Annotated in this window: 20 protein-coding genes; 16 read left to right on the top strand and 4 right to left on the bottom strand. The window is 64.7% G+C overall.

Going from position 1 to position 21,179, the window contains the following annotated elements:
* The first annotated feature begins 44 nt into the window (after positions 1-44).
* From WBQ44_RS16400 to zwf, 8 genes are all read left to right on the top strand, one after another.
* Positions 45-2,723 carry an MGH1-like glycoside hydrolase domain-containing protein gene (locus tag WBQ44_RS16400; RefSeq protein ID WP_495567733.1) on the top strand — a complete coding sequence of 893 codons (2,679 nt, stop codon included), beginning with the start codon at positions 45-47 and terminating at the stop codon, positions 2,721-2,723.
* A gap of 9 nt (positions 2,724-2,732) precedes the next feature.
* Positions 2,733-3,845, top strand: a complete 1,113-nt coding sequence (locus WBQ44_RS16405) for a zinc-binding dehydrogenase (protein WP_495567734.1) — start codon at positions 2,733-2,735, stop codon at positions 3,843-3,845.
* A 73-nt stretch (positions 3,846-3,918) separates the two neighbouring features.
* Positions 3,919-4,677 (top strand): 4-hydroxy-tetrahydrodipicolinate reductase, encoded by a 759-nt coding sequence (dapB, locus tag WBQ44_RS16410; RefSeq protein WP_495567735.1) that lies wholly within the window; start codon positions 3,919-3,921, stop codon positions 4,675-4,677.
* A gap of 5 nt (positions 4,678-4,682) precedes the next feature.
* Positions 4,683-5,147, top strand: coding sequence for a hypothetical protein (locus WBQ44_RS16415; protein ID WP_495567736.1), 465 nt, complete (start codon positions 4,683-4,685; stop codon positions 5,145-5,147).
* A gap of 1 nt (position 5,148) precedes the next feature.
* Complete coding sequence (locus tag WBQ44_RS16420) at positions 5,149-5,613, top strand: flavodoxin family protein (RefSeq protein WP_495567737.1); 465 nt, start codon at positions 5,149-5,151, stop codon at positions 5,611-5,613.
* Positions 5,614-5,623: 10 nt separating this feature from the next.
* A complete protein-coding gene (locus WBQ44_RS16425; protein WP_495567738.1) occupies positions 5,624-6,535 on the top strand; it encodes an alpha/beta hydrolase in 912 nt (303 codons plus the stop codon).
* A gap of 49 nt (positions 6,536-6,584) precedes the next feature.
* Entirely contained in the window at positions 6,585-7,805 is a 1,221-nt protein-coding gene (locus WBQ44_RS16430; protein WP_495567739.1) for a winged helix-turn-helix domain-containing protein, read from the top strand.
* Positions 7,805-9,337, top strand: coding sequence for a glucose-6-phosphate dehydrogenase (gene zwf / locus WBQ44_RS16435; RefSeq protein WP_495567740.1), 1,533 nt, complete (start codon positions 7,805-7,807; stop codon positions 9,335-9,337). Before WBQ44_RS16430 ends, zwf begins: the two co-directional genes overlap by 1 nt.
* A 1-nt stretch (position 9,338) precedes the next feature.
* On the opposite strand, the gene WBQ44_RS16440 is transcribed toward zwf, so the two are convergent.
* Positions 9,339-9,815: a hypothetical protein gene (locus tag WBQ44_RS16440; RefSeq protein WP_495567741.1), complete on the bottom strand. Its 477-nt coding sequence runs from the start codon at positions 9,813-9,815 to the stop codon at positions 9,339-9,341.
* Between the two features lie 98 nt (positions 9,816-9,913).
* Here WBQ44_RS16440 and thyX point away from each other — a divergent pair, with 98 nt between their 5' ends.
* From thyX to WBQ44_RS16455, 3 genes are all read left to right on the top strand, one after another.
* Positions 9,914-10,666, top strand: a complete 753-nt coding sequence (thyX, locus tag WBQ44_RS16445) for an FAD-dependent thymidylate synthase (RefSeq protein WP_495567742.1) — start codon at positions 9,914-9,916, stop codon at positions 10,664-10,666.
* 70 nt (positions 10,667-10,736) lie between these two features.
* On the top strand, positions 10,737-11,645 hold the full coding sequence (dapA, locus tag WBQ44_RS16450) for a 4-hydroxy-tetrahydrodipicolinate synthase (RefSeq protein ID WP_495567743.1): 909 nt from the start codon (positions 10,737-10,739) through the stop codon (positions 11,643-11,645).
* Entirely contained in the window at positions 11,642-13,519 is a 1,878-nt protein-coding gene (locus WBQ44_RS16455; RefSeq protein ID WP_495567744.1) for a ribonuclease J, read from the top strand. Before dapA ends, WBQ44_RS16455 begins: the two co-directional genes overlap by 4 nt.
* Positions 13,520-13,584: 65 nt before the next feature.
* Here the strand turns inward: WBQ44_RS16455 and WBQ44_RS16460 are convergent, their stop codons facing one another.
* Positions 13,585-14,367 carry a sulfite exporter TauE/SafE family protein gene (locus tag WBQ44_RS16460; protein ID WP_495567745.1) on the bottom strand — a complete coding sequence of 261 codons (783 nt, stop codon included), beginning with the start codon at positions 14,365-14,367 and terminating at the stop codon, positions 13,585-13,587.
* Between the two features lie 62 nt (positions 14,368-14,429).
* Here WBQ44_RS16460 and WBQ44_RS16465 point away from each other — a divergent pair, with 62 nt between their 5' ends.
* Positions 14,430-15,053, top strand: coding sequence for a TIGR03085 family metal-binding protein (locus WBQ44_RS16465; protein WP_495567746.1), 624 nt, complete (start codon positions 14,430-14,432; stop codon positions 15,051-15,053).
* A gap of 91 nt (positions 15,054-15,144) precedes the next feature.
* Positions 15,145-17,871, top strand: coding sequence for an FtsK/SpoIIIE family DNA translocase (locus WBQ44_RS16470; protein ID WP_495567747.1), 2,727 nt, complete (start codon positions 15,145-15,147; stop codon positions 17,869-17,871).
* Between the two features lie 23 nt (positions 17,872-17,894).
* Here the strand turns inward: WBQ44_RS16470 and WBQ44_RS16475 are convergent, their stop codons facing one another.
* Entirely contained in the window at positions 17,895-18,176 is a 282-nt protein-coding gene (locus WBQ44_RS16475; protein WP_495567748.1) for a YciI family protein, read from the bottom strand.
* A 48-nt stretch (positions 18,177-18,224) separates the two neighbouring features.
* Entirely contained in the window at positions 18,225-18,713 is a 489-nt protein-coding gene (locus WBQ44_RS16480; RefSeq protein ID WP_495567763.1) for an amino-acid N-acetyltransferase, read from the bottom strand.
* A gap of 188 nt (positions 18,714-18,901) precedes the next feature.
* On the opposite strand from WBQ44_RS16480, the gene pgsA reads away from it, so the two are divergent.
* The 3 genes from pgsA (at position 18,902) to WBQ44_RS16495 (ending at position 21,152) form a co-directional block, all read left to right on the top strand.
* Entirely contained in the window at positions 18,902-19,522 is a 621-nt protein-coding gene (gene pgsA, locus WBQ44_RS16485; RefSeq protein WP_495567749.1) for a CDP-diacylglycerol--glycerol-3-phosphate 3-phosphatidyltransferase, read from the top strand.
* Between the two features lie 274 nt (positions 19,523-19,796).
* Positions 19,797-20,150 carry a helix-turn-helix domain-containing protein gene (locus tag WBQ44_RS16490; protein ID WP_495567750.1) on the top strand — a complete coding sequence of 118 codons (354 nt, stop codon included), beginning with the start codon at positions 19,797-19,799 and terminating at the stop codon, positions 20,148-20,150.
* A gap of 189 nt (positions 20,151-20,339) precedes the next feature.
* Entirely contained in the window at positions 20,340-21,152 is an 813-nt protein-coding gene (locus tag WBQ44_RS16495; protein WP_495567751.1) for a PspA/IM30 family protein, read from the top strand.
* Positions 21,153-21,179: the final 27 nt, after the last annotated feature.

Below are 21,179 nucleotides of genomic sequence, written 5' to 3' on the forward strand. Positions count from 1 at the left end.
CCCGTAAGGTGCAGGGGCGGGGTCCAGATAGCAGACTGGGCACCGTGACCGACGCTGCTGACACCCCCTCCACGCCGCCCACCGCGGAACACTCGCGGCTCGCCGAGTCGCCGGGCGTCACGGGCCCCTGGCGGCAGTGGGGACCGTATCTCGCCGGACGGCAGTGGGGAACCGTGCGCGAGGACTACTCGTCCGACGGCGACGCATGGGAGTCGTTTCCGTTCGATCAGGCCAATGCGCGCGCATACCGCTGGGGCGAGGACGGGTTGGGCGGCATCAGCGACAGATTCGGGTTTCTCAATTTCGCGTTCGCCCTGTGGAACCGCAAGGACCCGATCCTGAAGGAGCGGCTGTTCGGCTTGACCAACGGTGAGGGCAACCACGGGGAGGACGCCAAGGAGTACTGGTGGGTGGTCGACGGCACCCCGACGCACAGCTGGATGCAATGGCTCTACCGCTACCCGCAGGCGGAATACCCCTACCGACAGTTGCGCGAGGAGAACGCGAAGCGTGGGCGGGACGAGCGCGAATACGAACTGTCCGACACCGGAATGCTCGACGAGAACCGCTTCTTCGACGTGCAGGTGACGTACGGCAAGGCCTCTCCCGACGACATCTGCATCGTCATATCCATCACCAATCACGGTCCGGACGCAGCGTCGGTCGACCTGCTGCCGCATCTGTGGCTTCGCAACACGTGGGCGTGGGGCCGCGACGAGCGCGGCGGTGTGCTCTCGGAAATAGTGCCGCCGCAGCTACCGTCGGGTCGGATGCGTTCGATCGGCGCCGAGCACGGTTTCCTCGGCAAGTACTACCTCAGTGCCGAGGGGCATCCCGCAGTGTTGTTCTGCGACAACGAAACCAATGCCGCCGAGCTGTGGGGTCAGGAAAACCGATCGAAGTACAGCAAGGACGGGATAGGACGGCGAGTCGTCGGCGATGACCATGACGCGGTCAATCCCGAGCAGACCGGCACGAAGTCGGCCTTCTGGTTTTCGTTCGACGACATAGCACCCGGTGCGACCACAGCGGTCAAGCTTCGGTTGTCCACGAACGCGCCCGACGAGCAAACGTTCGGTCGCGGCTTCGACGCCGTGATGGCCGACCGGCGCAGCGAGGCCGACGAATTCTACAGCAATGTCGTCGGAGGCGAACTCGACGCGAACGACCGGCACGTTGCCCGTCGGGCGTACGCCGGTCTGCTGTGGACCAAGCAGCTCTACCGTTATGACGCCGAGCAGTGGCTCGAGGGCGACAAGGTGGGCGAACCCGCGCCGCAATCGCGACAGGGCGCCAAAGCGCGGAATGCGCACTGGCGTCACCTCGCTCTTGCCGACGTGATCTCCATGCCGGACGAATGGGAGTATCCGTGGTTCGCGGCGTGGGACCTCGCCTTCCACACCATTCCGCTCGCACACGTCGACCCCGATTTCGCCAAGGAACAACTCGTGCTGATGTGCCGGGAGTGGTCCATGCATCCCAACGGGCAGCTACCGGCCTACGAGTGGGAGTTCGGCGACGTGAACCCACCGGTCCATGCCTGGGCGGCGTGGCACGTCTACCGGATCGACGGCTACCGCGACCGCGGATTCCTCGTGCGGGTGTTCACCAAATTGCTGCTCAACTTCGCGTGGTGGGTCAACCGTAAGGACTCGGAGGGGTCGAACATCTTCGAGGGCGGCTTCCTCGGGATGGACAACATCGGATTGTTCAATCGCTCCGCGCCGCTGCCGCCCGGATTTCGTCTCGAGCAATCCGACGCGACCAGTTGGATGGCGTTCTACTGCCAGCAGATGTTCAAGATCGCACTCGAACTCGCGCGGCACGACAGCGCCTGGGACGACGTGGCCACCAAATTCTTCTCCCATTTTCTCTCGATCGCACGGGCAGTGAAATCCTTCGGTTCGCAACACATCTCGCTGTGGCACGAAGAGGATGGATTCTTCTACGACGTGCTCGTGCCTCCCGAGGGTGACGCGGTACCGATGCGGGTACGCTCGATGGTCGGACTGCTCCCCATCCTCGGCGCGACCGAGATCCCGTCCTGGGTGGAAGAAGAGTGCCCGGACCTGACGGCTCGCCTCCGGTGGGTGCAACGACGGCGCCCGGAGATGGTTCACTCGCTGCTCGCCCGAAAAGATGGCGACGAAGTCCGCATCATGTTGTCACTCGTCGAACCCGAACGCCTGAAAAGGGTGTTGGCGCGAATGTTCGACTCGGAGGAATTCTTGTCGCAGTTCGGTATTCGTTCGTTGTCGGCGTCCTATCGTGAGCCGGTTACGTACGACATCGAGGGACGCTCGGTGTCCATCGAGTACGAGCCGGGTGAGTCGCGAACGGGCATGTTCGGTGGCAACTCCAACTGGCGGGGCCCCATCTGGTTCCCGGTCAACGTGCTCCTCGCCGACAAATTGCGCGCCTACGGCCGGCACTACGGCGATTCGTTCACCATCGAGATCCCGACCGGTTCGGGCAATCACCGGACGCTCACCGATGCCGCGGATCTGATCGACAACGGGCTCGCGTCGCTTTTCCGGCCGGTCGACGGCAAACGGCCCGCCGACGGCGATCGCATCGAGTCCAGCGACGATCCACTGTGGAGTGCGCACCCCACCTTCAACGAGTACTTCGACGGCGACACCGGTGAGGGACTCGGCGCCTCGCACCAGACGGGATGGACGGGGCTCGTCGCCCATCTGCTGCGGCCGCGGCTACCGCTCTAGAGTGAGGCCATGAAGATCCGCGGCGCTGTTCTCGAAGAAATCGGGCGGTCCCGGCCGTTCGCCGACTCGCACCCCATCACCATTTCCGATCTCGACCTCGCGCCCCCGGGCGCGGGCGAGTTGCTGGTGCGGATCGAAGCCGCGGGTCTGTGTCACTCGGACCTGTCGGTGGTCGACGGTAACCGCGTGCGGCCGGTCCCGATGCTGCTCGGACACGAAGCCGCGGGGCGTGTGGAGGCCCTCGGCGCCGGCGTGGACGACGTAGCGATCGGGACTCGCGTCGTGATGACCTTCCTTCCGCGATGCGGTAAGTGCGCAGGATGTCGCACCGACGGCCAGATGCCGTGTATCCCGGGGAGTGCGGCCAACAACGCAGGCACCCTGCTCGAGGGCGGGGCGAGGTTGACGCGGTCCGGTGCCGAGGTCAAGCATCACCTGGGCGTATCCGGCTTCGCGACCCACGCCGTGGTCAGCCGCAAGTCGGTCGTACCCGTGGACGACGACGTCCCGGCGGACGTAGCCGCGGTCCTCGGATGCGCCGTACTGACCGGCGGGGGAGCAGTGCTCAACGCCGGGCAGCCCAGGCCGGGGCAGTCGGTCATGGTCGTCGGCTTGGGCGGCGTCGGCATGGCGGCCGTTCTGACGGCGGTGTCGGTCGGGGCAGGCGACGTCATCGGAGTCGACGGTGTGCCCGACAAACTGGCTACGGCTCGCGAACTCGGTGCTACGCACACCTATTCGCCTGCGGAACGGGAGGAGCTGGGGATCAAGGCCGACATCGTCATCGAAGCCGCAGGCAACGCTCGTGCATTCGAAGCCGCTGTTGCGGCAACTGCTCCCGGTGGCAAGACCATTACGGTCGGCCTCCCGGCTCCGGACGCTCGGTCGTCGATCTCGCCGCTGGGCCTCGTCGCCGAAGCCCGCACGATCGTCGGCAGCTACCTCGGATCGGCGGTGCCGTCGCGAGACATCCCGACGTACGCGCAGATGTGGCGCGAAGGCAGGTTGCCCGTGGAAAAGCTCATCAGTTCGACAATCGCACTCGATGACATCAACCGCGGCATGGACGAACTCGCCGACGGAAATGCCATCCGTCAGATCATCCTGTTCGACCAGCCGTAGCGGTCCATCCAGCACCGCTTCCCTCGAGTAGGCTCCTGCGGGAGCAGAAGACGACAGAAAGAGTGGAGCAGAAGTGAGTTCACAAGCACCTATCCGGGTCGGCGTTCTCGGGGCCCGCGGCAAGGTGGGGCAAGCGATCTGCGCTGCCGTCGACGCTGCCGAGGACCTGGCGCTCGTTGCAACCGTCGATCAGGGCGATTCGCTTTCGGATTTCGTGGACGCATCCGCTCAGGTGGTCGTCGATTTCACGCATCCCGACGTTGTCATGGACAACCTGAGGTTTCTCGTCGAGAACGGCATCCACGCAGTCGTCGGAACCACCGGATTCGACGACGAGCGTCTGGCCTCGGTGCGGTCGTGGCTGACGGCGTCACCTTCGACGGGCGTGCTGATCGCGCCCAACTTCGCAATCGGTGCGGTGCTGACCATGCGCTTCGCGGAACAAGCCGCACGATTCTTCGAGTCGGTCGAGGTCATCGAACTGCATCACCCCAACAAGGCGGACGCACCGTCGGGAACCGCCTACCGCACCGCCGAGCTCATCGCGAAGGCGCGCGCCGAAGCCGGAGTCCCGAAGAGTCCGGACGCCACGACTTCCGAGTTCGACGGAGCCCGGGGAGCCGAGGTCGACGGCGTTCGCGTCCATTCGGTCCGTCTCGCAGGGCTCATCGCCCACCAGGAAGTTCTCTTCGGCACCCTCGGTGAGACGCTCACCATCCGGCACGACTCGCTCGACCGCACCTCGTTTGCGCCCGGCGTGTTGCTGGGCGTCCGGGAGATCGGCTCTCGGCCGGGACTCACCGTCGGCCTCGATCCGTTTCTCGATCTGTGACGACGATGAACAAGGCAACGAAAGTCGTCCTCGTCATCGGCGTGATGGTGCTCATTCTCGGCTTCTACTTCTACCTGCTCGGAACCCGCGGCATCTCTCTGATCAACACGGGTGGTTTCGTCAACATCGGACTCGGTGTGGGCGTTCTTCTGCTCCCCATCATCGGTATCTGGATCGTGGGTGCAACCCTGAAGGCCGGGCTCGAACACCAACACCTTGCGTCCCGCGTACGCGACGAAGACCTCGAACTCGACGTGGCCGATCTGCCGCGAATGCCGTCCGGGCGCATCGCTCGCGAAGCAGCAGACGAACTGTTTCAGCAGGTCAAAGGCGAATGGGAGAAGGATCCCGACAACTGGCGTAATTCGTACCGGCTCGCCCGAGCCTACGACTATGCGGGTGATCGCGGACGTGCCCGAGAGACCATGAAACGAGCGGTCGCGCTCGAACGGAACGAGACGGCCACCTGAGATGGCCACCTTGCTGGTCGTCCACCACACCCCGTCACCGCCCACGAGAGAACTGCTCGAGGCCGTTCTCGCCGGTGCACACGACCCCGATATCGAGGGCGTCGACATCGAAAGCGTGCCGGCACTGGGAGCTACGGTTCCCGACGTGCTGAAGGCCGACGGGTATCTGTTCGGAACTCCCGCGAATTTCGGATACATGAGCGGTGCACTCAAGCACTTCTTCGACACGACGTATTACCCGTGCCTGGACGCCGTGGCCGGCCGTCCGTTCGGGCTGTGGGTCCACGGCAACAACGACACCGTCGGTGCGGTCTCTGCAATCCGAAAGATCGTCACCGGATGGGGTTTGGATCAGGTCGCCGGTGCACTCGAGGTGACCTCGGTCGACAAGGCGTCCCGAGATGCGTGCTACGAGTTGGGCGGAACGTTGGCGGCGACGCTGATGGGTCGAGCCGCCGACGTCTAAGCTCTCCAGCGTGACCGGTGACCGATATGCGAAGTTCTTGCCGCCGCGGTACCGAGCAGCGATCACCCCGTCGTCCTCGATGTGGGCTTGGCGTGACTGTCGGATCCATATTGCAACAGCGACTGCAGCGAACGCGCCGGTCAGAGTGCTCGCCATCCACGGGGCGGGCGGTCATTCGGGCGCATTGTGGCCGTTCGCCGCTCTCGCGGCCGAGCGCGGCGCCGAAGTCATCTTTCCCGACATGCCGCTGTACGGACGAACCGAAGTCCCCACGCCGAACAACGTTCGGTACGCCGACTGGATCGACATGCTGTGCGACTTGGTCGTCGCGGAACGTGCCCGAGATTCTCGTCCTCTCGTTCTCTTCGGCGCAAGCATGGGCGGGATGCTTGCATACGAGGTCGCAGCCCGAACAGGCGAAGTGGCAGATGTGATCGCGACATGCCTCCTGGATCCGTCGGACGCTACGGCGCGGTCCCATGCCGCGCGATACGGGCCCGTCGGACGCCACGCGCCTGCGCTCCTGAAATTCGCCGTCCCTGCCTTCGGGAAGGGTCGAGTCCCGGTGCGGTGGCTCATGGACATCGGGAAGATGAGCCTCGACCCAGAACTGTCTCGCACGTGTGCCGACGATCCATTGGGCGGCGGGGTGTCGGTGCCACTGGCATTCCTGGCGAGCTTCCTGTCCTTCCGACACCGTGCTCCCGAGGAGTACGCCGGGCCCAAGGTGACGCTGGTTCATCCTGCCGCCGACACCTGGACGCCGCCCGAATCGAGCATTGCATTCCTGCGGCGAATCCCCGTCCCGACTGCTCTCGTGATGTTGGACGGGTGCGGTCACTTCCCGGTCGAAGAGCCGGGGTTGAGTCAACTCGTCGCGACGATGGAAGACATCGCGCGTTCGCACGGCTGGGCGCCCTGAGTCACGGTGCGAGCGCGGACGTGTCGTACCCCGGTGGCAAGGTGGTCACATGCGCGAGATGAGTGCGGCAATGGCCAGGCGGACGGCACTGGCCGCGCAGGGACTGGCCTCTCCTCGTGCCGTCACCGATACCCGTGCTTCCACTCGCGCCGTGCGCAGGGCCATCGACCGCACGCAGCTGTTGCAGATCGACTCGGTATCGGTACTCGTTCGCGCTCACTACGCGCCGGTGTTCAGTCGGATCGGTAAATACGACCGGGCAGTGATCGACAGGGCGGCGTGGACCGACACTGCCCGCAGCCCACGCCGACTCGTCGAGTACTGGGCACACGAAGCCGCGTTGATCCCCGTCGAGGATTGGCCGCTGATGCGGTGGCGCACCGAGCTGTACCGCCACGGGCGCTGGGGCGGAGCGAAGACGATCGTCGAGAAGAACCCGACCCTGACGGACGACGTACTCGATGTCATCGCCGATCGCGGCCCGTCCAGCGCCGGGGACATCGAGCAGGCGCTCGACGTGAGGCGGCCCGGCAAAAAAGGTCCGTGGTGGGACCGCAGCGAGGTCAAGATCGTGTGCGAGCAACTCTTCGCGGCCGGTGTCGTTTCGGTGGCGACGCGGGCTTCGTTCGTCCGGCACTACGACCTCGTCGAACGGGTGATTCCCGCCGAGGTTCTGGCCCGTCGCGTCGACGAGAGCGAGGCGATCAGGCAACTCGTCACGCGCTCGGCAACGGCGCTCGGTGTCGCGACCGAGCCGGATCTGCGTGACTACTACCGGCTTTCGCAGAAGCAGACCAAGTCGGCAGTCGCAGACCTCGTCGAGAGCGGCACCCTCGAGCCGGTGACGGTCCGCGGGTGGTCGACGCCGGCGTACCTGCACGTCGATGCCCGCATTCCGCGGGTAGCTCGGGGCACGGCGCTGCTGTGCCCGTTCGACCCGATGATTTTCTTCCGGCCACGGATGGAACGCATCTTCGACTTCCACTATCGGATCGAGATCTACACCCCGCAGCACAAACGGGTGCATGGCTACTACGTATTTCCCTTCCTGTTGGACGGCGAGCTCGTCGCGCGCGTGGACCTCAAGGGCGATCGAGCACGATCGGAGTTGCATGTTCTCGGAGCGTTCGTCGAGGGCGACCGCGACACCGTGACGATCGCCGCTCGGCTTCTTCCGGCGCTGAGGGAGATGGCCGACTGGTTGGACTTCGAGACCGTCGTCGTCGGCGAACGCGGAGACCTGGTGCGTGCGTTGTCGAATATCGGGTAATGGCCGAGAAGGATAAACATGTGGCTCGGCGAGCAGTAGAGAGTCGGCGAGGAAGAGAGAAAGGTGCCACTATTTTCGACGTGACCCCCGCAATCGAACGTTCCGAAGAACTGCCCCCTCAGGTCGTGGTGCTCTTCGGGGCGACCGGCGACCTCGCCCGTCGAAAACTGCTGTCGGGAATGATGCATCTCGCACTGTCCGACCTCGCCCCTCGAATTCGCGTTGTGGGCACGTCGCTGGAGGAAATGACCAGCGACGAGTTTCGGCAAATGGCACTCGAGGCGATCGACGAGTTCTCTTCGCGCAAAGTCACCGACGAGCAATGGCGACAGTTCGCGGGCAAGTTGAGCTATGTCTCGCAGAAGGCAGGCCCGCAGGCGCTCAACGACGCCGTCGCGCAGGCCGAGCACGAACTCGGGCCAGAAGCGAGGCGGCTGCACTACTTGTCCGTACCTCCGAGGGCCGCACTCGCCGTCGTCGAGATGCTCGGCGCGGCCGGTCTCGTCGAGGGCTCGCGCATCATCATGGAGAAGCCTTTCGGTACCGATCTGGCCAGCGCTCGCGACCTCAACGCGAAATTGCACGAAACGTTCGCCGAGGATCAGATCTATCGGATCGATCACTTCCTCGGCAAGGAACCCGCACAGAACATCCTGGCGTTCCGATTCGCCAACGGACTGTTCGAGCCGATCTGGAACCGCAACTTCATCGACCACATCCAGATCGACATCCCGGAGAAGCTGACGCTCGACGGGCGGGCCAACTTCTACGAGTCGACCGGAGCGTTCAAGGACATGGTGGTAACCCACCTGTTCCAAGTGCTGGCGTTCATGGCCATGGAACCACCCACCGCGCTCGAACCCGATGCCATCGGCGAAGAGAAGAACAAGGTGTTCCGGTCCATGTTGCCGCTCGACCCCAAGAAGGTCGTGCGCGGCCAGTACAACGGCTACCGCGACGAGCCTGGCGTCGCACCGGATTCGGACACCGACACGTTCGTGGCCCTACAGTGCGAGATCGACAACTGGCGCTGGGCCGGCGTGCCGTTCTACCTACGCACCGGCAAGAGACTGGCCGAGGGGCAACGCATCATTTCCATCGCATTCCGCGAACCGCCGAAGAGCATGTTCCCCGCGGGATCGGGAGTCGGAGCGCACGGACCGGACCACCTCACTTTCGACCTGGCCGACGCGTCGAAGGTTTCCCTGTCGTTCTACGGTAAACGGCCAGGCCCGGGAATGCGTCTCGACAAGCTCAGCATGCAATTCGGCATCCAGGAGACCGAACGGGCTTCCGACGTGCTCGAAGCATACGAACGCTTGATCCTCGACGCGATGCACGGGGACCACACGTTGTTCACCACCGCCGAGGGCATCGAACGATTGTGGGCCGTCTCGGCACCGCTGCTGGCTGACCCGCCGCCGGTCCGGCAGTACTCCCCGGGATCGTGGGGCCCGAACGCCATTCATCAATTGATCGCTCCACACGCGTGGCGGTTGCCCTTCGAGCGGGAATGGCGGGAAAAACGCTAGCTCAGTACGAGCGAGGCTTCCGCATCTGATCGCGGAGTGCGCCCTGAACTGCCTGTGAAAGCCAGGAGTTCAGTGATACACCGTTCATGGACGCGGCCTCCTCGGCGCGTTCCTTCACGTGTTCCACCATGCGCAGCGTGACGCGACGCATCTCGCCGGTGACGTCGTCCATGGTCGGGTAGTCCTCGCCCCCGGGTGCCGTCCGGCCGGTGTCGGTCGGGCCGTCGGTAAGAACGGCATCTTCGGTGATATCCGCGAATACCGAATTGCCGGCGAACTTGACGTGTACCGCCCGTCCGTCGAGTTGCTCGGTGATCTCGTCGGCGAAGTCCGACAGGGCCTGCAGCAGCATCAACCGAGCGGACGCCTGGGCGGCGCCCCCGAGAGCATCTGCCGTGGCGCGGGTGTGTTCGTCGCCGAGTGCGGCGGCTGCGAGCAGATCCGCGCGGAGAGAAGCGGTGTACTTGTCGAGTTCCATGACGCCATACTGACGCCATAATTGGCGTCACGCAAGGCGTCACCGTGACACGCGGATAGTGTCGAAGTGATTTCTTGCAGCTCGAGCGGAGGACGACGGTGTCGAACACGGTGTCACTGAAGGTTCAACTGGTGGCGAAGACCGACTTCGTCGAGCCCCCCGACATCCCGTGGGAGACGGATGCAGACGGGGGTCAGGCTCTTGTGGAGTTCGCTGGGCGCGCCTGTTATCAAAGTTGGTCCAAGCCCAATCCGCGCACCGCGACGAACGCGTCTTACCTGAGGCACCTGCTCGACGTGGGGCACCTGTCGGTACTCGAACACGCGTCCGTCAGTTTCTACATCACCGGAATTTCCCGCTCGTGCACACACGAGCTGATCCGGCACAGGCATTTCTCGTACTCGCAGCTGTCGCAGCGGTTCGTGCCCGAGCGCGAAGCGAAGGTCATCGTGCCACCGGCCATCGCGGGCGATCCCGATCTGGAAGCGTTGTTCGACGGGGCGACCGATGCCAGCCGGGCCGCCTACGTCGAACTGCTCACAGCACTCGAAGACAAACTCGAATCGGTCAGCAGTTCGGCGTTGCGGGGCAAACAGGCTCGCCAAGCCGCGCGTTCGGTGCTCCCCAACGCCACCGAGACCAAAGTGGTCGTGACGGGAAATTACCGCGCGTGGCGGCACTTCGTGTCCATGCGTGCATCCGAGCACGCCGACGTCGAAATAAGGCGTGTCGCCGTCGAATGCCTACGTCAGCTCGCTGCCGTGGCGCCCGACGTGTTCGGCGACTTCGAGATTTCGATGCTGCCCGACGGCTCCGAAGTCGCGCACAGTCCGTTCGTCACCGAGGTGTGACCACACCCCACCGGGCAACTTCCGTCCCACCGCGAGATCGGCTGCATTGCACCGGGTAGCCTTGCTGACCATGACATACGGTGACGCCGCTCCTCCTACCCAGCTGCCGTTCGGTACGGTGCTCACCGCCATGGTGACGCCCTTCACCGCCGACGGTAAGTTGGACATCGATGCGGGAGTGCGGCTGGCTCACCACTTGGTCGAGCAGGGTCATGACGGATTGGTCCTCGCCGGCACCACGGGTGAATCACCCACCACCACCGAGAACGAAAAGCTCGAGTTCATGCGCGCCGTCATCTCGGCCGTCGGGCACCGTGCCCGCATCATTGCCGGAGCCGGAAGCAACGACACCGCCCACAGTGTCGAACTGGCACGCGACGCGGCTCGCGCAGGGGCTCATGGTCTGCTCGTCGTCACTCCGTACTACTCGCGTCCGCCTCAGGCCGGGCTGTACGCTCACTTCACAGCGGTAGCGGACGCCACGGACCTCCCGGTCATGCTCTACGACATTCCGCCGCGATCGGTCGTCCCCATCGAGACCGAAACGCTGCGTAGGCTGGCCGAGCACCCGCGCATCCTGGCAGTGAAGGACGCCAAAGGCGATCTGAACGCAGGCGCCGAACTCCTCGCCACCACGGGACTGCAATTCTTCTCGGGCGACGATCCGCTCAATCTTCCGTGGCTGTCCGTCGGAGCCACCGGCTTCGTCAGTGTCATCGGACACCTCGTCCCCGCTCGTCTGCGCGAGCTGCACACCGCATTCATGGTGGGCGACATCGCACGCGCACAAGCGATCAACGCGAGCCTCATCCCCGTCATCCGGTCTGTCGCTCGCCTCGGAGGCGTCAGCGCATCCAAGGCCGGGCTACGCCTCATCGGACTCGACGTCGGTGAACCCAGACTTCCCCAGGTGCCACCGAGCATCGACCAAATCGAATTGCTCGCAGCTGACCTGCGAGCAGCAGGAGTTCTTGTATGAGTCGACCAGCACGATCCCGCGGCCGCGCAACCCGAAGCGCAGGCCCGCCCGCCGACAAGCCGGCGCAATCCTCCAAGCCCGCGCAAGGCTCGAAGCCCGCGCAAGGCTCGAAGCCCGTCGTGCAGAACTCGGCGCGGACGCAGCGCCCGGATCCGCGGCGCGACGAGCCTCGCAAGGAGTTCGATCCGACGGATCGGCTCGGCACGCCCCCAAGGGCCCCGTTCAAGGGCCTGCGCATCGTCGCCCTCGGCGGAATCGGTGAGATCGGCCGCAACATGACGGTCTTCGAGCATCAAGGCAAGCTCCTGATCGTGGACTGCGGCGTGCTCTTCCCCGAGGACCAGCAGCCTGGCGTCGATCTGATCCTTCCCGACTTCCGGCACATCGAGAACCGGATGTCCGACGTCGAGGCGGTCGTGCTGACGCACGGCCACGAGGACCACATCGGAGCGGTGCCCTTCCTACTGCGCCTACGCCCCGACGTACCGGTCATCGGGTCCAAATTCACGCTCGCGCTGGTTGCGGCGAAGTGCCGCGAACACCGACTCCGTCCGAACCTGGTCGAGGTCATCGAGGGCCAGAAAACCACCCACGGGCCGTTCGAGTGCGAGTATTTCGCAGTCAATCACTCCATCCCGGACGCGCTCGCCATCGCCATCCGCACCGAGGCCGGCCTCGCACTGCACACCGGTGACATCAAGCTCGACCAGCTTCCACTCGACGGCCGACTGACGGACCTCGCGGGATTCTCCCGGCTCGGTGACGAAGGCGTCGACCTGTTCCTCGTCGACTCCACCAACGCCGAGGTCCCGGGATTCGTCACTCCGGAGCGTGAAATCGGCGGCGTTCTCGACACCGTCATCGGCAAGGCCAAACAGCGCGTCATCGTCGCGTCGTTCGCCAGCCACGTGCACCGCATTCAGCAGGTCATCGACGTCGCCGAACGGTACAACCGTCGCATCGCGTTCGTCGGCCGCTCCATGGTCCGCAACATGCAGATCGCGCAGGACCTCGGCTACCTTCGGGTGCCCCACGGCCTCGAGGTCAACGTCGACACGGCCGCGACGTTGCCGGACGATCGACTCGTGTTGATCTCCACCGGATCGCAGGGCGAGCCGCTGTCGGCCCTGTCCCGGATGGCCCGCGGTGAACACCGTCAGATCAACGTCAAGGCCAACGACCTCGTCGTACTCGCATCATCGCTGATTCCCGGAAACGAGAATTCGGTCTTCGCCGTGGTCAACGGGCTGGCCAAGCGCGGAGCGACGGTCGTCACCCAGCAGACCGCCAAGGTGCACGTCTCGGGCCACGCCTCAGCAGGCGAACTGCTCTACCTTTACAACGCAGTTCGGCCGACCAACGCGATGCCGGTACACGGCGAATGGCGACACCTGCGGGCCAACGCAGCCCTCGCGAAGGCCACCGGCGTCGCGGAGGATCGTGTAATTCTCGCCGAGGACGGCGTCGTCGTCGACATGGTCGACGGGCTCGCACGCATCGTCGGCCAGGTGCCCGTCGGCTACGTGTACGTTGACGGCCTGTCCGTCGGCGACGTCGGCGACTCCACGTTGTCGGACCGACTGGTGCTGGGGGAGGGCGGGTTCATCGCCATCACCGTTGCCGTGGATTCGACGACCGGACGCGCGGTTACGGCTCCTGAGGTATCCGGCCGCGGCTTCTCCGACGATCCGGCTGCTCTCAAGGAAGCCGGACAACTGGTCGAGGCAGAATTGCAGCGTCTCGCCTCGGACGGCGTCACGGACACGCACCGAATCGCGCAGGCAGTACGCCGAGTTGTCGGGCGTTGGGTTGCCGACAAGTACCGCCGCAAGCCGATGATCGTGCCGACCGTCATGGCCGTCAAGAGCGCGTAGTTCGTTCTCCACACCCGTGCGTGGTGTTCGGCTATCGTGGCCGAGCACCACGCACGGCGAGAGGCTCAGGCGGCGAGCAGTCGCCAGAGTCCGATCGATCCGATCACCACGATGACGGCGCGCAGGGCCCACGGCGAGAGCTTGCGTCCGAACCGCGCGCCGATGGATCCGCCGACCAGTGATCCGGCCGCGATCAAACCGGCTGCCGCCCAACTGATTCGGTCGAACGCCACAATGGTGTAAGTGACAGCGGCGACGACATTGACGATGAGCGAGAGCAAGTTCTTGGCGGCGTTCATCCGCTGCACCGATTCCGGAAGCAGTATCCCCATGACGCCGATCAGCAGGATTCCCTGTGCCGCAGTGAAATAGCCGCCGTAGACGCCGACGAGCAATGTGCCGAGCGTCAACAGGATCATGCGGACGCGGCCGACGTGGTCCGCGGCCTTACCTGCAGCCTCAGAGCGCGCCCTCGCCCACGCCTGGATTCGCGGCTGTACGACCACCAGGACCAGTGCGGCGATCAGAAGTACCGGAACCACGGCGGCGAAGACGGTTTCGGGGAGATGTAGCAGCAACCAGGCGCCACCGAGCGCACCGACGAATGAGGCGGGCATCTGCCACTTCAGCCGAGGCCACTGCCCCTTCAGTTCTCGTCGGTAGCCCCACGTTCCGGACACACTGCCGGCCACCAGGCCGACGGCATTGGACATCGTCGCGACCACGGGTGGGTAGCCGAATGCGACCAGCGTCGGGAACGTGATCAAGGTTCCGGAACCCACCACGGCGTTGATGGCGCCCGCCCCCAATCCGGCGACGAGAATGACGATTATTTCTGAGACCGGCACCGATCAGAGATTACGGAGGACTCGCCGACGCGCCCGACATGGGGCACGTACGGTGGAATGTTGTGAACCTCGCACAGCGCGAACGCGCAGAATTGGTAGTGACCCTGACCTCGGTGGGAGAGTCCGCCCCCACGTTGTGCGGGGAGTGGTCCGCGAAGGACCTCGCGGCGCATCTGGTGGTGCGTGAGCGACGCCTCGACGCTGCCCCCGGAATTTTGCTTCCGGTTCTCTCCGGATACACCGAGCGAGTCCAATCCCGTGTCGCCGAGCGGCCCTTTGCCGAGCTGGTCGACGAGATCGCATCGGGACCGCCGATCTGGTCTCCCTTCAAGCTCCTCGATCCGGTGGTGAACGTCGGAGAGATGTTCGTCCATCACGAGGACCTGCGGCGGGGTAGCGGGGAGTGGGCGCCGCGCACGTTGTCGACAGACATGCAGAACCGCCTCTGGTCGTTGGCAGGCTTGGTCGGCAAGCTGGCGTACAGGTTGTCACCGGTCGGCGTCGAACTCAGGACGCCGGACGGGAGGACTTCGACGGTGAAGAAGTCGGGAGGGCGCCGGGTCGTTCTCACGGGTCAACCGTCCGAGCTGCTTCTTCATGCGTTCGGTCGCAGTGCAGTGGAGCTCGAGAGCCAGGGCGACGACGCCGACATCGCGGCGGTTCATCAGCTGGACCGGAGCTTCTGACGGCGAAAGAGACGGTGTCGATCTCCCTCGTTCATCGTGTTACTCGTGTTGCGGATGGTTTCCAAGGTGTCATTGCGACTAACCTGAAGGTATGGCAGGAAAGACCAGCACCCGCAGTTCGAAGGCCGGCGGCACCGGGGGCTCGTCGACGCCACGTGCTTCGGGTGAATCGCGTAAGTCGCCGGGAGGACGCACGGCGAAGACCGTGACGACGCCGCGCAAGCCCACCGCACCGCGCAAGCCCACCGCACCTCGCGCAGCGGCACCACGCGGTGGTGCCGCCACCCAGCGATCGGCCACGCAGCGTCGACCGGCGAAGAAGAAGAGTTCGAGCGTCGTCTCCGCATTGGGACGCGGCGTGTCGTCGACGTGGTCGATGGCAGCCAAAGGTGTGGGCGCAACCACGCGAACGGTCAGCAAGGCGAAGGACATCGATCACGGGCATCGTCGTGACGGCATCGCTCTCGGCTTGATAGCCGTCAGTGTGATCGTCGCAGCCGCCGTGTGGGTGTCCGCCGGCGGACCGGTCGGCGAGTGGATCGAGATCGGGGTTCGCGCGATCATCGGCAACGCGGGCTACGTGCTACCCGTTCTGGTCACCGCCATTGCCGTTGTGCTGATGCGATCGGAGCCCAATCCGGAGATCCGACCGCGGCTGGTGCTCGGATCCATGCTCGTCGCCCTTCCGATTCTCGGTCTGTGGCATATGGCCGCAGGATCGCCGGCCGACGCCGACGGCCGCGCCACGGGCGGCGGCTTCGTGGGATACGTCGCCGGGGGGCCGATCTCCGACGGCTTGACCGTGTGGTTGGCCGTGCCGCTCCTTCTCCTCGCCGGACTGTTCGGTGTGCTCCTGCTGACCGGAACCACCGTTCGAGACATCCCGGACCGCCTGCGCGCCCTGTTCGGTACAGACAGCCGCGGCGACGAGTACGGCGACTACGACCCGGCCGACTACGGCTCGGAGTTCGGCGACGACGGGTACGGCTCTGATGCCGCAGGCTTCGACAGTCGGGGATATGACAGCCAGGGATACGGCAGCCCAGGGGAAGCGGATCTGGGCGGGTATCCGGTGGACGGCCCGCACGGCGTCGACCCGCACGGCAACTACCCGACAGAAGAATATGTGCCGGTCGAGAAGCCACGCAGGCGTCGGTCGTCGCCTCAGGTTCCGGCCGATAGTCCGACCGAGGCCGTCCCGCTGGTGGCCGACGTCGCTGCTACTCCGGTTGTGGCCACGCCCCCGAGGCCCAAGCCCGTCGTCAAGGCTGCGGAGCCCAAGGCCGCAACCGAGGACGACAAGATCGTCGTGGACCGTGTCGTCGACGGTGACTACACGCTGCCGTCGCTGTCGCTCTTGATCGACGGCGATCCGCCGAAGACGCGGAGCCAGGCGAACGACGCGATGATCGAGGCCATTTCCGAGGTGCTCGACCAGTTCAAGATCGATGCGGCGGTCACCGGATTCACCCGCGGGCCGACGGTCACGCGATACGAGGTGGAGCTCGGCCCAGGCGTCAAGGTCGAGAAGATCACGGCGCTGGCGCGCAACATCGCTTACGCGGTGGCCACCGACAACGTCCGCCTGCTCGCACCGATCCCCGGCAAGTCCGCGGTGGGAATCGAGGTGCCCAACTCGGACAGAGAGATGGTGCGCCTCGCCGACGTCCTGACCGCGCCCTCGACGCGCAAGGATCATCATCCATTGGTGATCGGGCTGGGCAAGGACATCGAGGGCGACTTCGTCAGCGCCAATCTCGCGAAGATGCCCCACCTTTTGGTTGCAGGCTCAACCGGCTCCGGCAAGTCGAGCTTCGTCAACTCCATGTTGGTGTCGTTACTGGCGCGCGCCACACCGGACGAAGTGCGCATGATTCTGATCGATCCGAAGATGGTCGAGCTGACCCCGTACGAGGGCATCCCGCACCTCATCACCCCGATCATCACCCAGCCGAAGAAGGCTGCTGCCGCTCTTGCGTGGCTGGTCGAGGAGATGGAGCAGCGCTACCAGGACATGCAGGTCAACAAGGTCCGTCACATCGACGACTTCAACAAGAAGGTTCGCTCCGGCGATATCTCGGCGCCGCTCGGCAGCGAACGCGTCTACACCCCGTACCCGTACATTCTCGCCATCGTCGACGAGCTCGCCGACCTGATGATGACGGCGCCACGAGACGTCGAGGACGCAATTGTTCGTATCACGCAAAAGGCGCGTGCAGCGGGTATCCACCTCGTACTCGCCACGCAGCGACCGTCGGTGGACGTCGTCACCGGTTTGATCAAGACGAACGTTCCGTCGCGCCTCGCGTTCGCGACCTCTTCGCTCACGGACTCCCGAGTGATTCTCGATCAGCCCGGCGCGGAGAAGCTCATCGGTATGGGCGACGCCCTGTTCTTGCCGATGGGTGCAGGGAAGCCGACCCGTCTGCAGGGTGCATTCATCACCGACGAAGAGATTTCGGCCGTCGTCGACTTCGCGAAGAACCAGGCGGAGCCCGAGTACAACGAGACCGTCACTGCGGCGAAGGCGTCGGACAAGAAGGACGTCGACCCGGACATCGGCGACGACCTCGATGTGCTGCTTCAGGCAGTCGAACTGGTGGTGTCCAGTCAGTTCGGGTCCACATCTATGTTGCAGCGCAAACTACGAGTCGGATTCGCCAAAGCCGGCAGGCTCATGGACCTGATGGAGAACCGAGGAGTCGTCGGACCCAGTGAGGGTTCGAAGGCACGCGAAGTTCTGGTCAAGCCGGACGAGCTGGACGGTCTGCTGTGGTCGATCAAGGGCGGCGACCCGAACGAGGAGCCCACCGAGTAGAGGTGAGGTGGGCTCACCTCGGGTCAGGCAAATGCGCCCATGACCGGCTTCCACTCGGTGATGACGGTGCTTTCGATCAGGCCTTCGACCGCGAACGGATCCTGCGTGAACAACTGCCGCACCGAATCGCTGTCGGCGCTCTCGACGAGGATCAGCGCTCCGCTGTTGTCGGCGTAGGGCCCGCTCGAGACGAGTACCTTCTGCTCGAGCAGGTCGGCAAGCCACGCGCGGTGCGTCGCCCGATGGGTGTCCCGCCCGTCCGAGGTGCTGGGGGAGTAGGTGTACAGGACGGCGAACATGGCCATGAAGGTCCTCTTTCGGTGCTGTCGGAGCAGTGGTCGCGTCGAATCTTGTCAGAGCGACAGCAACATGCGCGTGTTGCCCAGCGTGTTGGGTTTGACGTAGCTGAGGTCGAGGAATTCGGCCACGCCGGTGTCGTACGAGCGGCACATCTCGGCATAGACCTCGGCTGTGACCGGGGTGCCTTCGATCTCGACGAATCCGTGTCGTCCGAAGAAGTCGACCTCGAAAGTGAGCACGAAGACCTTGCTCAACGCCAACTCGCGCGCGACGGAAATCAGCTTGTCGACGATGAGGTGACCCGCCCCGTGGCCCTTCGTCGACGGATCGACGGCCACCGTGCGGACCTCACCGAGGTCGGCCCACAGCACGTGCAACGCGCCGCAACCGATGACCGTTCCGGCTCGCTCGGCGACCCAGAACTCCTGCACGGCTTCGTACAGGGTGACCAGATTCTTCTCCAGGAGAATCTTTCCCGCGTAGATGTCGATGAGTCGTTTGATCTCTGGAATGTCGGAGGTTCGCGCACGTCTCACGATCAGCTCGGCACCGTCGTACGCGACGGGATTGCTGCTGAAGGCTGGTTCGGTGGTGTCGTCGACGTCAGGTCGACTCGCCCGATTCGGCGCGGAAGTCATGTGGTGAACAGTAGTCAACGGTCCAACCGATATTCTCCTGGTGTGTCCGTTACCGATCTCGCCGTCCATGCACTTGATATTGGCGAGGCGGTATGAGCGAAGGAGCTCCGCCGACCCCCGAGCTGCCCCACAACAACTCTGCGACCGGCAGCGCCGACGCCGTTCCCATTCTCAACATCGCCAATGTTTTGACCGTGCTACGCATCGCCCTGGTGCCGGTCTTTCTGGTGGTGTTGTTTGTTGGCGACGGGCACGACACGGCGTGGCGCGTGGGCGCGACCATCGTCTTTGCCGTCGCCGCGATCACCGACCGGATCGACGGTCAGCTGGCCCGCAAGTACGGCCTTGTCACCGATTTCGGCAAGATGGCCGACCCCATCGCCGACAAAGCGTTGATCGGCGCCGCACTGATCGGCTTGTCGATCCTCGGAGACCTGCCGTGGTGGGTGACCGTCGTCATCGGTGCACGGGAAATCGGCATCACCCTCGTCCGGTTCGCGGTGATCCGGCACGGCGTCATACCCGCGGGCCGCGGGGGCAAAGTGAAGACGCTGGTTCAGAGCTTCGCGATCGGGTTCTATCTCTTCCCGCTCCCGGACGAGGTGCGGTTCGCCTCCGTCACCCTCATGGGCCTCGCCGTCGTCCTGACGGTCTACACGGGACTCGACTACATCGTGCAGGCATTTCGACTGAGGCGGGGAGTGGCGTCGTGACCGATCCGCTCGCCGAGGGCTCGGGAGCTCGCGATCTGGTTGTCGCGTCGTCGGTGTCGCCGGCCCCGGTGAGACCTGAGTGAACGAGCGGCGACCAACGGGCGACCGGTCATCGATCCGACGGGAAACGGTGCGCGTCGCCGTGTCGCTGATGCTGGAGCGCATACAGGAGCTCACGGACGTATAAAGTCGGGAACCAATCGAACCCCGCCATGCGTTGTAACTATGGATGATCGAAGTAGATGTACAGACGGAACGAACGAGGAGGAGCGAGATGGCGCTGCTATTGCGTGAAGCACTCGGCGACAGTCTGCGGCGCACTCGCGTTGCACAGAGCCGAACACTGCGCGAGGTCTCGAACACGGCCCGTGTCAGCCTCGGTTACCTGTCCGAGGTCGAGCGTGGACGGAAGGAAGCGTCGAGCGAACTCCTCGCGGCAATTTGCGAGGCACTCGCCGTCCCGCTGGCCGACGTGATGAGCGACGTCAGCGAGTCCCTGTCCGAATCCGCCACCGCCACGCGGCCAGTGGACGCGGACGCACCGGTCGGCGCCGAGGGTTCGACGCGGATCGCGGGGGACACCCGGGTGGTCATTCCTGCGCCGGCACGCGCGCTCGCGGCTGCCTGAGTAACGCCGCCCGTACGGCTGCAACCCGTACGACTGCTGCCGCTGCGGCTAGGGTGGGGGAGCAGTTCTCACGTCAAACCGACCAGACCAGTATTCTCGTGACACGGGCAGTTCATCGACGGTCGCTGCAATGTCAGCCGACCCCCTACGCGCGTCAACGGCGCTCGAGTACGGAGGCAGGATCAACCCATGGCTAATCCTTTCGTCAAGGCCTGGAAGTACATGATGGCGCTCTTCAATTCCAAGATCGACGAGAAGGCCGACCCCAAGGTTCAGATTCAGCAGGCCATCGAGGACGCGCAGCGGCAGCATCAGGCGCTGTCTCAGCAGGCCGCCTCGGTGATCGGCAACCAGCGTCAGCTGGAAATGAAGCTGAGTCGTCAGCTGGACGAGGTCGAGAAGCTCAACGCGAACGCGCGTCAGGCCGTCACCCTCGCAGATCAGGCTGCCGCAGCGGGGGACGTCGACAAGGCGACCCAGTACACCAATGCCGCGGAGGCGTTCGCAGCCCAGTTGGTCACCGCGGAACAGGGCGTGGAAGACCTCAAGGTCTTGCACGACCAGTCGCTGCAGGCGGCATCGCAGGCGAAAAAGGCCGTCGAGCAGAACGCGATGGCACTGCAGGCCAAGGTTGCCGAGCGCACCAAGCTGCTCAGCCAGCTCGAGCAGGCCAAAATGCAGGAGAAGGTCAGCGAGTCGCTGCGTTCGATGGACAGCACGCTGTCGGCTCCCGGCAACACCCCGAGCCTCGATGCAGTTCGAGACAAGATCGAGCGACGCTACGCAGATGCTCTCGGGTCCGCCGAATTGGCTCAGAACACGGTGTCCGGTCGGATGATGGAGGTGCAGCAGGCGTCGGTGCAGATGGCAGGGCACAGTCGGCTCGAGCAGATCCGCGCGTCGATGGCGGGCGACTCGCTGCCGTCGGGCAACTCCGCCACCGCGAAGCCCTCGATCGCAAAGTCTCCGAACGCGACTCCTGAGCCCCCGGCCCAGAACTGATCGTGACGAAACAAGAGCATGGCCGAC

The organism is Rhodococcus sp. (in: high G+C Gram-positive bacteria) (genome assembly GCF_049591685.1).
In the GTDB taxonomy this organism is placed as follows: Bacteria; Actinomycetota; Actinomycetes; order Mycobacteriales; family Mycobacteriaceae; genus Rhodococcoides.

Excerpts from the sequence above, each read along its gene's own strand:
- WBQ44_RS16405 (WP_495567734.1), top strand. The coding sequence starts at position 2,733 with ATGAAGATCCGCGGCGCTGTTCTCGAAGAAATCGGGCGGTCCCGGCCG.
- WBQ44_RS16415 (WP_495567736.1), top strand. The coding sequence starts at position 4,683 with ATGAACAAGGCAACGAAAGTCGTCCTCGTCATCGGCGTGATGGTGCTC.
- WBQ44_RS16420 (WP_495567737.1), top strand. The coding sequence starts at position 5,149 with ATGGCCACCTTGCTGGTCGTCCACCACACCCCGTCACCGCCCACGAGA.
- WBQ44_RS16430 (WP_495567739.1), top strand. The coding sequence starts at position 6,585 with ATGCGCGAGATGAGTGCGGCAATGGCCAGGCGGACGGCACTGGCCGCG.
- zwf (WP_495567740.1), top strand. The coding sequence starts at position 7,805 with ATGGCCGAGAAGGATAAACATGTGGCTCGGCGAGCAGTAGAGAGTCGG.
- WBQ44_RS16440 (WP_495567741.1), bottom strand. The coding sequence starts at position 9,815 with ATGGAACTCGACAAGTACACCGCTTCTCTCCGCGCGGATCTGCTCGCA.
- dapA (WP_495567743.1), top strand. The coding sequence starts at position 10,737 with ATGACATACGGTGACGCCGCTCCTCCTACCCAGCTGCCGTTCGGTACG.
- WBQ44_RS16455 (WP_495567744.1), top strand. The coding sequence starts at position 11,642 with ATGAGTCGACCAGCACGATCCCGCGGCCGCGCAACCCGAAGCGCAGGC.
- WBQ44_RS16470 (WP_495567747.1), top strand. The coding sequence starts at position 15,145 with ATGGCAGGAAAGACCAGCACCCGCAGTTCGAAGGCCGGCGGCACCGGG.
- WBQ44_RS16475 (WP_495567748.1), bottom strand. The coding sequence starts at position 18,176 with ATGGCCATGTTCGCCGTCCTGTACACCTACTCCCCCAGCACCTCGGAC.
- pgsA (WP_495567749.1), top strand. The coding sequence starts at position 18,902 with ATGAGCGAAGGAGCTCCGCCGACCCCCGAGCTGCCCCACAACAACTCT.
- WBQ44_RS16490 (WP_495567750.1), top strand. The coding sequence starts at position 19,797 with ATGGCGCTGCTATTGCGTGAAGCACTCGGCGACAGTCTGCGGCGCACT.
- WBQ44_RS16495 (WP_495567751.1), top strand. The coding sequence starts at position 20,340 with ATGGCTAATCCTTTCGTCAAGGCCTGGAAGTACATGATGGCGCTCTTC.